The organism is Enterococcus mundtii, assembly GCF_003957375.1.
In the GTDB taxonomy this organism is placed as follows: Bacteria; Bacillota; Bacilli; order Lactobacillales; family Enterococcaceae; genus Enterococcus_B; species Enterococcus_B spodopteracolus.
Map to the genome: position 1 here is coordinate 1,603,188 of NZ_CP025473.1, position 15,201 is coordinate 1,618,388.

12 protein-coding genes and 1 pseudogene are annotated in these 15,201 nt (G+C 34.3%); 1 reads left to right on the plus strand and 12 read right to left on the minus strand.

Annotated features, from left to right (window positions below; translation table 11 throughout):
* Nucleotides 1-284 precede the first annotated feature (284 nt).
* From dnaK to CYK55_RS07915, 12 genes and pseudogenes are all read right to left on the minus strand, one after another.
* Entirely contained in the window at nt 285-2,114 is a 1,830-nt protein-coding gene (dnaK, locus tag CYK55_RS07865) for a molecular chaperone DnaK (RefSeq protein ID WP_010735218.1), read from the minus strand.
* A gap of 55 nt (nt 2,115-2,169) precedes the next feature.
* On the minus strand, nt 2,170-2,718 hold the full coding sequence (grpE, locus tag CYK55_RS07870; RefSeq protein ID WP_010735217.1) for a nucleotide exchange factor GrpE: 549 nt from the start codon (nt 2,716-2,718) through the stop codon (nt 2,170-2,172).
* 79 nt (nt 2,719-2,797) lie between these two features.
* Nucleotides 2,798-3,841, minus strand: coding sequence for a heat-inducible transcriptional repressor HrcA (gene hrcA / locus CYK55_RS07875; protein ID WP_034689614.1), 1,044 nt, complete (start codon nt 3,839-3,841; stop codon nt 2,798-2,800).
* Between the two features lie 232 nt (nt 3,842-4,073).
* A complete protein-coding gene (gene hemW / locus CYK55_RS07880; RefSeq protein ID WP_126134152.1) occupies nt 4,074-5,255 on the minus strand; it encodes a radical SAM family heme chaperone HemW in 1,182 nt (393 codons plus the stop codon).
* A gap of 210 nt (nt 5,256-5,465) precedes the next feature.
* On the minus strand, nt 5,466-5,834 hold the full coding sequence (locus tag CYK55_RS07885; RefSeq protein ID WP_080693176.1) for a tyrosine-type recombinase/integrase: 369 nt from the start codon (nt 5,832-5,834) through the stop codon (nt 5,466-5,468).
* A gap of 247 nt (nt 5,835-6,081) precedes the next feature.
* A complete protein-coding gene (locus tag CYK55_RS13485; RefSeq protein ID WP_164546242.1) occupies nt 6,082-6,246 on the minus strand; it encodes a hypothetical protein in 165 nt (54 codons plus the stop codon).
* 123 nt (nt 6,247-6,369) lie between these two features.
* Complete coding sequence (locus tag CYK55_RS07890; protein WP_126134153.1) at nt 6,370-6,588, minus strand: hypothetical protein; 219 nt, start codon at nt 6,586-6,588, stop codon at nt 6,370-6,372.
* Nucleotides 6,589-6,603: 15 nt separating this feature from the next.
* Nucleotides 6,604-7,266, minus strand: coding sequence for a hypothetical protein (locus tag CYK55_RS07895; RefSeq protein ID WP_034689621.1), 663 nt, complete (start codon nt 7,264-7,266; stop codon nt 6,604-6,606).
* Nucleotides 7,267-7,555: 289 nt separating this feature from the next.
* Nucleotides 7,556-7,675, minus strand: a pseudogene (locus CYK55_RS07900) (tyrosine-type recombinase/integrase); the annotation flags it as partial.
* Between the two features lie 224 nt (nt 7,676-7,899).
* Nucleotides 7,900-8,103, minus strand: a complete 204-nt coding sequence (locus CYK55_RS13570) for a hypothetical protein (protein ID WP_206437463.1) — start codon at nt 8,101-8,103, stop codon at nt 7,900-7,902.
* A gap of 1,571 nt (nt 8,104-9,674) precedes the next feature.
* A complete protein-coding gene (locus CYK55_RS07910; RefSeq protein WP_164546243.1) occupies nt 9,675-11,411 on the minus strand; it encodes a glycosyl hydrolase family 28-related protein in 1,737 nt (578 codons plus the stop codon).
* 559 nt (nt 11,412-11,970) lie between these two features.
* Nucleotides 11,971-12,918 carry a 6-phosphofructokinase gene (locus tag CYK55_RS07915; RefSeq protein WP_241234760.1) on the minus strand — a complete coding sequence of 316 codons (948 nt, stop codon included), beginning with the start codon at nt 12,916-12,918 and terminating at the stop codon, nt 11,971-11,973.
* A 1,789-nt stretch (nt 12,919-14,707) separates the two neighbouring features.
* Between CYK55_RS07915 and CYK55_RS07925 the strand changes: the two genes are divergently transcribed.
* The gene (locus CYK55_RS07925) at nt 14,708-15,166 is read left to right on the plus strand and encodes a helix-turn-helix domain-containing protein (RefSeq protein WP_034687588.1); all 459 of its coding nucleotides are present in this window, start codon (nt 14,708-14,710) and stop codon (nt 15,164-15,166) included.
* The last annotated feature ends 35 nt before the right edge of the window (nt 15,167-15,201 follow it).

The following is a 15,201-nucleotide window of genomic DNA, read 5'->3' on the forward strand; positions in this document are numbered from 1 at the left end:
AAAACCGGAAAATTCGAAGTATCGACTAAAGAAGAAAAAATCGATCATTGATTTATATGGCACGAAGAAAAGAAAACATTTCTCTTCTTGATCCAAAGAAAAATCACAATTGATGACTTGTTCCTTTACACTAGTGATGCTTCTAAACTGCATAAATAGACTGTTACAAAATTATTCCCTCGGAAATAAGCCGAAGAATCGCGAAAATATGAGAAGCTATTTTCGAATTCTTCGGCTTATTCTAAGCGGGACTTGATCTCTTTAAATGAAACTAAATGAACTGATTATTTTTTGTCGTCATCGACTTCTTCAAAATCAGCATCTACGACATCATCCGCTCCGCCTTGGGCAGCTTCAGGATTTTCTTGAGCTTGTTGTTGTGCCGCTTGTTCATATAATTTAACTGTCAAGTTTTGCACGATTTCGTTCAACGCATCACGTTTTGTTTTCATTTCTTCGATGTTGTTTGCTTCTACTGCAGCTTTCAACTCGTCACGAGCTGCCTCAGCTTTTTTCACTTCTTCTTCGTCAACTTTACCTTCTAATTCTTTCAAGGTTTTATCAACAGAGAATAGCAACGCATCGACATCGTTACGTAGATCAACTTCTTCTTTACGTGCTTTATCTGCTTCAGCATTAGATTCAGCATCTTTCACCATACGTTCGATTTCTTCGTCTGTTAGACCTGAAGAAGATTTGATCGTGATTTTTTGTTCTTTTTGTGTACCTAGATCTTTTGCAGATACATTTACGATACCATTTTTATCAATATCAAATGTTACTTCGATTTGAGGGATACCGCGTGGTGCAGCTGGAATATCTGTCAATTGGAAGCGACCTAATGTTTTATTGTCCGCAGCCATTGGACGTTCCCCTTGCAATACATGGATATCTACCGCAGGTTGGTTATCCGCAGCTGTTGAGAATACTTGTGATTTACTTGTTGGAATTGTTGTATTACGATCGATCAATTTTGTAAATACGCCGCCCATCGTTTCGATACCTAATGATAATGGAGTTACATCTAGTAAAACAACGTCTTTTACATCACCAGTGATCACGCCACCTTGGATTGCTGCACCCATCGCTACAACTTCATCAGGGTTTACTGATTTGTTTGGTTCTTTTCCTGTTTCTTTTCTTACAGCTTCAACAACCGCAGGAATACGAGTTGAACCGCCGACTAAAATCACTTCATCGATTTCTGATTGTGACAAACCAGCATCTTTCAATGCTTGACGTACAGGAACTTTCGTACGTTCCACTAAGTCAGCTGTCAATTCATCAAATTTTGCACGAGTCAAAGTCATTTCTAAGTGCAATGGACCAGCATCGCCAGCTGTGATAAATGGCAAGCTGATTTGAGTGCTTGAAACACCTGAAAGGTCTTTTTTCGCTTTTTCAGCAGCGTCTTTCAAACGTTGTAAAGCCATTTTATCTTGACCTAAGTCAATGCCATTTTCTTTTTTGAATTCAGCAACCATATGATCAATGATTTTGTTATCAAAGTCATCTCCACCTAAATGGTTGTCTCCAGCAGTAGATAATACGTCGAATACGCCATCGCCTAATTCAAGGATCGATACGTCGAATGTACCACCACCAAGGTCAAATACTAAGATTTTTTCATCGCGATCTGTTTTGTCTAAACCATAAGCTAACGCTGCCGCAGTCGGTTCATTGACGATACGCTCTACTTCTAAACCTGCAATCTTACCAGCATCTTTAGTTGCTTGACGTTGTGCGTCGTTGAAGTATGCAGGAACAGTGATAACTGCTTTTTCTACTTTTTCGCCTAAATAATCTTCTGCGAATCCTTTGATGTATTGTAAGATCATTGCAGAGATTTCTTGTGGTGTATATGATTTACCTTCAACATCCACTTTATAACCAGCTTCACCAATATGGCGTTTGATGGAAGAAATCGTATTAGGGTTTGTCACTGCTTGACGTTTTGCTACTTCCCCTACTTGGATTTCACCATTTTTAAATGACACAACAGAAGGTGTTGTACGATTTCCTTCTGGATTTGCAATGATTTTTGCTTCATTTCCTTCTAATACAGCTACTGCTGAGTTTGTTGTACCTAAGTCAATTCCGATAATTTTACTCATAATCAACGTCTCCTTATCTTATTACTAAGTTGTTTGTTTCTATTCCATCATGACTTTATTGCGCAACGATAACCATTGTCGGTCTCAATACGCGGTCATGTAATTTATAGCCTTCTTGTAACACTTCAACGATCGTATCAGCAGGTAATTCGTCTGTTGCTGGTACGGTCTGAACTGCTTGATGCAATGTCGGATCAAAAGGTTCACCTTTTGCAGGAATTTTTTCGATTCCCTCTTCCTTCAATGCATGTTTCAAACTTTCAAGAACCATCTCGACACCTTTTTTCAAACTTGCACCTTGCTCATCAGATACTTCTGTTGCTAAAGCACGTTCCAAGTTGTCGATCGAAGGTAATAATTTTTTGGCTAAATCCTGTGAACGATATTTTTGCAATTGCTCTCTTTCGTTTTTACCACGATTTGCCATATTAGCGATTTCTGCTCTCGCACGCAAAAACTTGTCTTCCATTTCATCAAATTCAGCTTGGAGATTTGCAAGTTCATTTGCTTCTTCTTCCACTTCTGAAACTTCTACTTCTTCCGTTTCTGGATCTAGCTGCGTATCATTCAATTCCTGATCTAATTCTTCATGGTTTTCTTTCATGATGCAGTCTTCCTTTCATTATTCAGTCAGATGCTTGATCGCTCAAATCGAAAAAACGATCAGTCACTTTTGTGATTGTTCAAAAATCCGAGCGGTCAAGTGTGCGATAATAATCAGCGAGTTTGTGCGCCAATTCTTTTCGATAGACATCGACAAGGCCTAACATTTTGGAATATGGCATACTAGTTGGTCCTAGCAATGCGATGGTTCCACGTCCATGGCCGACGATTTCATAACTCGCTTGGATCATACTCATATTTTGCAATAGGTCATTGCCTATTTCCGAACCGATTTTGATATGTATCTTACTGTCCATCGGTACGATCATCTGTGTCAGTTCATAGGAATCTGTCATAAATGAAAACATTGACTTGAACTGATCCACATCTTGCAACGGTTCATAATCCAATAAGTTCATTTGGCCACTCACATAAACTTTATCTTCAAACGCATGACTCAATAACGTATCAAAGAGATTTGACATCCCTTCCGTTGTTTGAAAATATTTATGCAAGATCATCGGGATCTCCGTGCGTAATTTGTTGTATACAGTCACTAACGGATCTCCTACCAAACGGTCATTGACAATCCGAACCATTTTTTCTAAGTCCTGACTACCTAAGTTTTCAGGAAGAGTAAAAACTTGACTTTCAACGTTCCCATTATCAGTCACCACGATCGCAATGACCTGACGACTATTCAATGGCACGATGCGAAAACCGGTCAAACGGCGATCTTTAATCTCGGGTCCTAACGAAAAAGTAGTGTAACTAGTCAACTCAGATAAAATCTCAGCTGATTGTTTGATGATTTCGTTGATTTCATGGAATTCCTTGTTTAAAGACTGTCGAATTTGGTGCAAATCATCATTTGCTACACGAGCAGGTCGTAACAGATGATCCACATAATAACGATAACCTAGCGCAGACGGTATACGTCCAGAAGAAGAATGTGTCTTTAAAAGTAGACCTTCATCCTCTAAAGCTTTCATATCATTACGGATCGTCGCTGGACTTGCCTCGACTCCTTCCGCCATTAACGTTTTGGAACCAACGGGCACCCCACTACTCGTATAGTTTTGGATGATCAGACGTAAAATATCACTTTGTCGCTGTGTTAACATCTTTCTCACCTCTCATTAGCACTCTTAACTCCTAAGTGCTAACCCACTTATAAATATAGCAAGAAGACTAAAAAGTGTCAAGGAAAAGAACCCAATTTTTTAGCACTCTGACATCGAGAGTGCTAATCAGTTGTCAACTTGCTTAAAATACTGTCATATCAAGCATTTGCTCATAAAAAAATTGTTTAAAATCGTTTTTTATTCCGTTGTTATAAAAAACTTAAACAATCATTCAGTCGTTTACCAAGTCTTTATCTAATAAAAAACGTTCGAAGACATTATTTCCCAAAAAAGTTCCTTTTTGTGTCAAATATACTCGGTCTTCTTCATTCACTAACAACTCTTCTGATACCAACTCATCAAGGACAGATTGATACAACGTTTCAATCGATTGACCATAACGCTGTAAAAAGTGTTGCTTCTCAATGCCCACCTTTTTTCTTAAACCAAGAAACATCTCTTCCTCGATTTGATTCTTACGAGATAACTCTTCACGTTCTAATACCGGTAGCTCACCTTCACGTAACGGACGCAAATAATGTTGGATTGGACCTTTATTTCGATATCGCGTATGATCCAGATAGCCACTTGCCCCCGCGCCAAAACCAAAATAGTGATCATTATTCCAATACATCAAATTGTGTTGCGATTCATGACCAGCTAAACCAAAGTTACTGATCTCATATTGATGACGTTGATGTTTTTCCATCCCCGCAATCGTTTCTTCAAACATCCGTGTCTCTGTCTCTTGATCTGGCAACTGCAACCGTCCTTGTCGAACCCAATTCATGAACATCGTTTTATTCTCTAAAATCAATGAATAAAGAGAATAATGAGGTAAGTCTAAGACTAATGCCCGCTCCAAAGTATCAAGATAGCCTTCTAACGTCTGCCCAGGTAACGCATAGATCAAATCAATGCTGACATTTGAAAAATTTTCCGCCTCTAAAAATCTCATCGTTTCATAGACATCTTCCGCCGTATGTTTTCGACCAATTTTCTTTAATAAGCGATTATCAAAGGTCTGGACCCCCATCGATAAACGATTAACTCCATAATTTTTCATTACTTGTAGCTTTTCCCTGGTCAAATCACCAGGATTGGCTTCCACCGTAAACTCTTTTCCTTCATTAAAAGGTAAAATCTCTCTCGCCCCAGACAATAGTCGATCGAGCTGCTTAGCCGATAAAGAAGTCGGCGTTCCACCACCAACATACAGTGTCTCCAATTCATTCACCGGACGACGCTCCATCATGATCGCCATTTCCTTTAGGAGCATTTCGACATACTCATCCACTGGTTGGCCTTCCAGAAACACTTTATTGAAGTCACAGTAATAACAGATATGTTCGCAAAACGGGATATGGATATAAGCAGAAACCTTATGTTCTGCGGATTTGTTTGTTTCTTTCATTAGTTTTTCTTTCTCCTTACGTCAAAAAGTCGTACCGCTTTTCGACCACTCTTTAAACGGTGTTCAAGTGCCAACTCCTTGAAATAAGCTAGCAATTTTCAAAACATGAAAAGCTGTTTCGAAAATTGTTTTCTTATTGTCATCGGAGCTACCCAGCACTTTCACGACCTCTTATATACGCATACTATACGTATTTAGCAAACAAATCCACTAAAAAATCCAAGAATCGATTTCTTGGATCAGTTTTTCTTTAGTTGTATTGGAGACTTGATTGTAAATTTCCAGTGTGGTTTTCATGTTGACATGTCCTACACGTTCCATGACCCCCTTAATCGGCATGCCAGCTTTGGCGAGTAAAGAGATATGGGTGTAGCGAAAGGTGTGGGAACTCAAATGTTTTTGGAAAGAAGGATCTTTGGTCTTCATGATATCTTGGATAGATGGATTGCCTTGCCCGTTTAAAAACTCATTTAACGAGTGATAGACAACTGGTGTGCCGTTTTGTGTCTGGAAAATAGTAGCTGATTCAATGAATTTTTTTGAAGCATAAATCGTTCGGATCGTTGTGTATCCTTCTATACGTCACTTACTTAAAATAGCTTTATCTAGTTTATGTAGAACTCTGACCCATAAATATTTCGAAGTTGTTTTGGATTCAGAAACGTCGAATCTTACTCTTAATGAAAAAGAATTAATGAATAAAGACAAGTGACTGGAGATTATTTTCACCAACAAAAACAATCTGAATAGTTCGTTAATCAAATATAATAAAATCAACAAAATAAAAAAGCCATATCTGTCTTTCCGATATGACTTCAGTCACCCATTATAATTTATCTAACCCCACTGATTTTCGCTGCTTCCGATTTGCCTCATCTGCTACATATTTCGTCACCTTTTTAAATTCTTTAGCTGAAGCTTTTTCTGACAAGGTAGCAATACTCTTATTATATTTTTTCTCGATTTGTTGCACCTGTTCTCTCTCAGTCATGTATTCTTTCCTTAAAATTCTTCGCATAACAAATATTTCCAAATATAAAATCATTCTAAGCTTTTGTATTAAGTATACATTTAATACAACTCTTAGCAGTTCAAAACTTCAGAAATTATGTATTCAACTATTATCATGCGAATTAATATTTTTGATGGACTTCATTTCTTTTTTTAAATTCTTAAGAGAAACGATTCCAACCATCATTCCTACAAAACTAATCAATGCCCAACAATATCTTTTTTGAAAAATCAAAATGACAGCAAAAATGAGCATAATTACCCAACAAAGTATTCCTATGTTAATTAAACGATTCATTTTTTCTTTTGTTTTTCTTCGCATTCAAGTATGCTCCTATCACGCTAAAATATAATTGTCATTCTTTCCATCAGCTCGATCTAAACCTTCCGCTAAAACACCCCCAACTGATGTACTAGCAATTGTAAGTGCAATATCGATCATACTACTTAATAAACCACTTACACCAAATCCAGCTTTAGCTAAAATTTGCTTTTCAACCATTCTAGTGATATTTTTTCTATTATTTCTCAATAATGTTCTAACTGCCGATAAATTACTCCATGCCGTCCATAGTCCAATCGCTATTAACCCTACATCGATGATACCAGCTACAAAACCAGTTGAATTCCACCAATTTTTACCTACGCCTCTCATTCGTGGATTAAATCCAGTCATTGATAAGTATTGATTGATTGCTTGTTCCATTCTTAATTCATCTTCTGCTGTTAACAATAATTCACCATTTCCATCAAATTCAGGTTGAATATCTTCATAATACTCTTTAATTTTTTCAATAGCCACTTTAGAATTATTCGCTTCTTCCAGATAAAAAACTGATGTTTCTTCAGAAGTGAAATCAGTGTCAATATTCTCAGTTTTCTCTAAATTTATCTCATTTGCTAAAAAAACCATGCTACCAGATGTTGCTAGTATAGATAAAACAAAAGTTACCACTATTACACCAATACTTACTTTGAATCCTAAACATTTCTTCTCCATTATGAATCCTCCATATAGTTTTATTGTCTTATAAGACAGTAAAACTATATATTAATAACATAGTTATTCATTGGAATCATCATAAAAAGTACTTTTAGAATCATAATCGTAACTTTTATCATTATCTATAAAAGAACATCAACTTCATCTATAAACATAGAACTGATTAGTGGGTCAGTCACAGTAATAACAGATATTCTCACAAAACGGGATATGGATATAAGCAGAAACCTTATGTTCTGCGGATTTGTTTGTTTCTTTCATTAGTTTTTTTTGTTGTCGTGGAGACTTAGTTGTATATTTCCAGTGTGGTTTTCATGTTGGTATGCCCTACACGTTCCATGATCACCTTGATTGGCATGCCAGCTTTGGCGAGTAAAGAGATATGGGTGTAGCGAAAGGTATGGGTTAAATAGAAAAATACTAACATTATCGTACAAATGATTAGTTCCATATAAGTACTTTTTTGTTTAACAATACTTTATTTTCAAGAAATTGACTACTTCACTAATTTCTGGATAAATAAAACTACATGTTATTCAAAAGAGTGAAAATTCTTCCAAGTTCATTCTTTTTTTGTTAGATGGAATTCTAAGAAAAATTTATATTTAAGCATTACACCTCTTTTTTATACTATGAATTATATATATTCGAATTCAATTGATTTTTTAGTTCCTCTACAGTATATGCAGGTCTCTTTCTATGAATCATTGCATGAAAATTAGGCCAGACTGGCTTCATCTCTTCAATTGGATCATTTTCATAAGAATCATCAATTCTACTTAATTCTTTTTCATGATGGACATGAATAAATTCCTTTCCAATTTCTCTCTCCATATTTCTCCTCAAAATTAAAAGTACATACTACACAAGTGTAACCACAATGATTAAAGCATGCCTTACGTGCTTTAGGATCTCTTTCATAAACTTTGACTTTCTTACTAATCTTTTTGCCTTCTAAAAATTTAATTTTTCTATTGTTTGATTTTCAACAGCAGACAAATCGCTTGATGCTATTATTTTCCATGTTCTTGCAGTAAGTGTACTATCTTCGTAATCCATCATAACTCCTAATCCTTTATATTTAAATTTAGGACTATGACTATCTTCTTTAATGAAGATATGAACCGGAAATTTTTCGCTAATCAACTTTTGTGTTGTTAGAGAATTAATTGTTGTGTTTCTTTTAGCGTACCAATATAGTCTGCTCTCGTCTAAACGATTTACATAATCACGTTTATGCTGAATATAAATTGTAATCAGAGAGAAATAATATCAATTAAATACTAATTAAAACGTATTAGTATTAAGATAAATGCTAATGTAAAAAAACTATATAAACATAAAACCTATATTTTGTTAAATAATCTTGTGTTTTCATATAATCTGATCTTGACAAACTTTTCCCAAGGTTTTGTCGTACTAATTTTTTTATTCTCCATAAAAAGCTAATGCCTATACTAAAACACAACAGACTTAAGAAACATAAGCCTAATCGGATCGCGAAATATATCAATTTAACCTACCTACATCCTTTTCAATATGTACTGTTAAAGGCTTATTCCAAAAGATAACTATTATTTTTCTGACCATTCTAACTATACCTTCTGCAATAATTCTCTTTACCATAGTTCATAGTAGTACCAAGAAAATTTTAATTACAAAAAAAATATTAATCTTTAGAACTTTTTTTCATAATATACAAAAAATCATAAACCTTTAAACCACACGTTTAATATAACCTAATAACATCGTTATTATTCAAACTAATCATAAAAACTTATTTTGAACGCATAAACGTTAAATTTATCTCAATCAAGTATGATAAAATCAGCAAAACAAAAAAAGCCATACACATATTTCTTGAATGACTTCAGTATCCAATCCATTTTACCCTAACCAACTAATCCTTTCTGTCTTTTATTCGCTTCATCTGCTACATATTTCATCCCAGTATAAAATTCTTTTGCTATGACAATCTCTACTAAATCAACAATACTTTTATTTTACATTTATTTACCTTTTCTTTTTCACTTCATAAGTGTATTTTTATTTAACTGATTGATAAACTACTTAGACAAAATAAAAATCAGTTGAACATCCTCCGTCTTTATACTATGTCTATAAAAAGAGGGGATGTTCAACCAACCTTGTTTTTTGGTGCGAAAAAATATAAGAGATATAAATAATTTCATGCATCTGTTCTTTTTTCGAAATCACCTATTTACAAAAGCTCATTAACACCGCCTTTTCAATCGAAAATTAAGCGGTAAAACTTGATGTTTCTGATAAAATGACTACTTGTAAATCTTTATCGGGCGGAAATATTTCTAACTCTTTCAACTTTGGCTAGAAAATGATATGCCAAGAAGTTTCAACTGGTTTTTGGATCGCTTGACCTTTTTATATTATTGAAACAGGACTGTCACATTTGCAACCACACGAACTATACGTCCATTTGGATATGAAAGCATTAGCTCTAGCTTATGTTGACCAACTTTTGATAGAACTTCAGGATTCAAAATAGTGATTGCAGGACGATCGTTTTCTTCTATATGGGTTTGCTCAACAAAATCAAATGGATCATAAGGTTCTCCTAAAATAATTTGAACTGATCGGCCAACAGGAAATGCATCTTGTATTGGTATATGCGTTTCTTTATATTGATCATACCACGTAGAATCGATCAAACTTCTCCAATCCTTTGGCATTTTGTCATACTCTGCAGAGGTCCAATACTCAACATTTAATTGACGATCAGATGTGTCATCACGTGTATTGCCAGAAACATACGTCGTTTCTCCTTTAAAACCTTCAGAAGCTTGATTCATGATCAGTAGCTCTCTTCGGCGATTGGCTGGAATATTGTGGTAATTGATAAATTTATTATCAATAAATACTCCATTAAATACATTGTCCTTTCCTGTATGTCGATTATACTCTATCCCAATCGCGTATTTATCCTGCCACTCTTTAAAATCAAACACGTTATTTGCTACTAGCCAATTCGATAACTCTGCTACTTGACCTTGAGCAAAACTATCTCCTAATCCAAATTCTGGTGTTTCATACATAATAATACCGGTATTACGTAGATAATTATTCATGATCGTGATGTTACGTCCTGATTTGAATTTAAATCCACCATAAGGTCCATTGTGCAATCCGCGAACGTGATTGCCTACAACCTGTACATTCTGTGATCCTCTTAGATAAATGGCATGATCACCTACCACACCATACCGATCCTCGTTCTCGTACATCTGCTGGAAGAAATTATCTTTTATCAAAACATTCTTCGAATTACTATATGAATTGACACCACAAGAAAGATAGTTTTGTTCGTTATGTTCAAGAGACATTTGTTTAGACTCCAACGCAGATTGTAGACGATTGATGGTTTTGATAATCTCAGGATTGCTAAAGCTCTTAATTGCTTCTAACTCATTGATCCGTAATCCAAATAGATTATCTGTAATCTGTACGTTTTCCATATATTCATATCTTCCAACCGTTGAAAAACCACCAATATAGATTGCCCGATTTTCTGTATCTGGCGTGGCATGTTCATGATCTCTCATAAATATATTATTTTGCATGGTCGCCCCATTGGATGTTTGCAGGTTGATCGGATATAAAGACACAGGATGGTAAAACACATTATCATTGATGGTAATGTTATTTGCTAAACGCGTAAAAATTCCTACTCCATCAAAAAACAATGAATGAATCTCAATATTATGGCTTGTCTGGTAATTTTCATCTGACAAATAAACGTTTTGGCCTGTTTCATTTTTCAATATCGTTGGTTTCTCTTCTTCTCCTTTGATCTTGAGACCGCTTCTTAACACTACATTTTTATTGATGATATACGTACCAGCTGGAATATATAACTGCTTTGTTAAAGAATCGGTGTGATCAATAATCGCTTGTAATTGATCTGACTGATCTTCTAAACCCTCACGTCGCAACGCGTGCTCCCCAAAAATCGTCGTATCTGTTGCATCTAACCATTCGGTGTGCTGAGCCGAAAAAGTTTTTTGGCTCTCTAACTCATTCATTGCTTCTGCGTTTATATTTGCTGGTATGCTTATTAAAAACAGAACCAGAAAACAGAACATCATTTTTAGTTGTCGTTTGTTCATTTGTCTCTCCATTCTTTTTAGCTGTGATTGGCTATCATTCTAAACAGGAAGTATTCTTTTATTTTTGGTGTTAGGTGCCTCTTGTTTTAACATACTTTAAAATAACGAACGATATCCATTTGTAGATTAGCAGATAAATAAATAGTTTAGCACTCAATAATTTCATTCACAGGTGAAAATATTGAGTGCTTTGGCAAAAAAATGGTTCAGTAACAGTTTTACCTTAATAGTATATATTCACACATGCCCTATTAGAGAAAATGATTTTACAGTGAAATCTTTAACTATTTCAGTTTATATCAAAGTAAATAAAATAATAATTTATAGCAAATATAATAACATTATATAAAAAATAATTTATAAAAAATTTTTATCTTATCTTTTTACTAAATGACAACAATAAAAAAATTCTAACTCATGTGTTGCTTTGAGTTAGAATTTTTTTATCGATTTGCTTGCGAGAAATAATTTGAAGAGCTACCTATTACCAAGTCCTGATTGCCGAAAATTATTTCGTGGAACGTTACAATCTATCCTGTAACAATATGCTTACTAATAGTTACTCCACCGCTTGTTTTTTCACATTTTGATGATAAGGACTTTGTTCAAACAGCACCTTCCCATGTGAAAAATACAATTCAGCGTCTAAACATTGCCTGTCGTTAAGTAAATCAGTTATGACATTTGCTAATTTAATTACCGCAATTCGATCAAATGCGGTGATCATCGACTGTCCAATTGCTAAATTATCTAAAACAATACTTCTATAGTCGGATAATATCGGACAAAACGTTTCCACAAAAGATTCGATTGAACTAACTGAACGGTTCAATAAAAAATGCATAGGATGGCTATTCATATGTTTCAAAAGATATTTTTTATTATTCGTTAAATCCAGTTGATTAGCAATACAAACATCGATTTCATTTGTCAAAGATAGTTCTCTTGTGACTTTACCTGTGATGGTATCGTCAATTTGGATAAACGTTACTTTTTGATGAGAATGTCCAGTATCGACGATCCGATCAATCACTTTTGTTACGCCGTTGATAAATGTATCTGAACCTACTGTATAGTCACCACTTGGGTAATCAAGATAGTTAGATACTGGTACAGTGATTACTGAAAGTCCATGGCTACGTAGCTCATTTGCAAAAACAACACTTGAAGTCCCACCTAACAATACGAAGGAGTCGTAATTTTCCTCTTTTATCAATTGAATAAATTGATAGTTAACATGGTTAGTTTCTGAACATAAATAGGAGCAATCAAATAAATGCCAATTATTTACATTTTGACCCAGCTTTGTTTGGATATATTGTTCTTCAGAAAAATTGATTGCGAATAATTCGATTTCTTGTTCAGGTATGGAAAGCACAAGCTGTTCCACTAAACGCTCTCCCCCTTTTACATAACCTTCTATGGATAAAATGCCAACTTTTTTCGCCATATTCGTTTTCCCCTCACTGTATTCTTTCATTGAATTTCCATACTTAGTCAGTTCCAATAGCTATCTTCCTCAGTCAGTAGTAATTTCTCATGCCGATCAAATAAATAGCAGTCAGATGTAATCGGTATCATTTAATCGTAAAATTTTTTTGAAAAGTCCCTTAATTTTGCGATTTCCATTGGACAGACATATCATCTTTCCGCTTTTTTCTATTTAAGTAAAATATACCATATTTATTCCAATATAGCATAAAGGATTTTTTATTGGTAGAAAAAAGTATAGGAATACTAAAATAGTATCAATTGCGACAGAACAAATTCTGATATTTTTGTCTCATAGCAACAGCTAGAAAGCCAGGAAGACAAAGACATCTCTTCTATTGGTGATCATCGAATCTGGCTTTGGATCTATCTTCAACCAAAAAAATAAACCGTAAGTTTGACTTGCAGTCTATTTGTAACGTTCGATAACTCAAAATAAAACAGCTTTAAACTGATCACACCTTCAGCTGTAACAGCTATATTTTTTTGGTAGCAACAATTAGAGCTGTTTGATGTTGAATGATCCAACATAGAGCTAAATAATTTGCTTTTCGTTTAACAAACAATTGCTCGCTTCGACAAATCTATTAAAAAATTTTCAATAAATAAATCTGTTCCTTCTTTTGTCAATTCATTCGCGTGACTAAACTTTTCTTTTACTTTTATTTTGTTTTCTTTGAGGGTCTGTTCCTTTGTCATAAGATCGAAGATATATGTCGCTCCTTCATTCTCCAATAGAAAGATTCCCACATCTGATGACAAGTAGATTTTATTTCCTAATTTTTCATAAGCGATCGCTTTGTTTCACTTCATTTCTTTTATTCCCTTCCTATAACTCCATAACCAATAGTTCTACGATTGATTGTCTTCTTTTCACAGTAATTCTTCGAAATTGATGGTGTTCTGAATATTACTTCACTTGGAATTTTTTTCAAAAGCATTAACCGTATTACTTGTTCTTATTTCTTACACCAAATATAAGAGTCCCTTTATTCTTGACGGGTGATTGATTCTTGCATTTACTTTACATCGTAAAATAATCAAATGCGAATAAGTAGTAGTTTTCATCTCAAAATGTTATGTATACACATAAGATTCCCTATATAGATTAGATTTATCCTTCTTATCTGATCTTGGTCATCGTTAACTTACAATTGACTATTGTGAGGCAAATCATGGACGAAATCATTTACCTCACAATAAGGGGAGTTTTTTAGTGTACGAACTTCGTTTCAACCATAAAAAAAACGGTGTAAGCTTTGGTTCATTTGTTAAGCATTTAGAACAACTACATGACTTCACTTTGGATACGGTCATCTAATGTGCTTAGAGACTCTTCTCAGATCCTTTGAGCTAACTATCACCGTCCTCCTCTCTCGTATTTAGGAAAGTTGGGAATAAGTTTATTTTCATTAAACAGCTGATTCATACTATTTTCATTGATTATAGAATTTTGGACACTGAATTAAGAAGTAACTAACTATGCTATTATTGAAACACTCACAAATTTTAGAGAATGTTTTAGAAAAGTTTAGGCGGATTGTTTACAGACTTGATATTTACCTTATCGATATTTTTACAAAAGTTTAAAAACAAAACAATAATCTTCAAAAATTCATGGTTTTAATGCTTTATATTGAGTATAATAATTTGAAAGATATCCTTATTTTTTACTCTATATATTATTTTACGCTATATTTATATACTTGATAGGCAAATCATAATAGCAAGAATCATTTACCTAACTCGTAAATGGTACTAGTTATTTGTTTCTATCATTCAAGAAAACGGAGGAAGGAGAACTGATGAAAAATTATTATTCAGTCAATGAACTTGCAGAGATTCTAGGAGTAACCACTCGTTCTATACGAAATTATCTACGCGAGGGAAAACTACAGGGGATAAAGGTTGGAGGAAAATGGAAATTCTCCGAAGAAAATCTGTTAGAGTTTCTTCAGTTCTCCCTTAAAAATAAACCAAGTTTCGTAGGAACTGACCAACCAATAAATAGTGCAGTAGTCCTAAAATTCTACCTTCAGTACGAAACGTTGGAGTCATTACACCAATTTAGAGATTGTATGATCAGCTATCATCAAGATGTTTATTCAAATAAAGAAGATCGTTACTTTTTTTATAATGTCTTAGATGATACCTACGCGGAATTTATTATTAGCGGGAATTTTAACTATGTTCAAAGTTTTGGTACTTGGTTCAATGAAGCTGTTTTAAAACGAACGGATATCTCATTGACCGCACCAAAATAAAGCAATATAAGACATTTTTGTTAGTTGATGTCTTA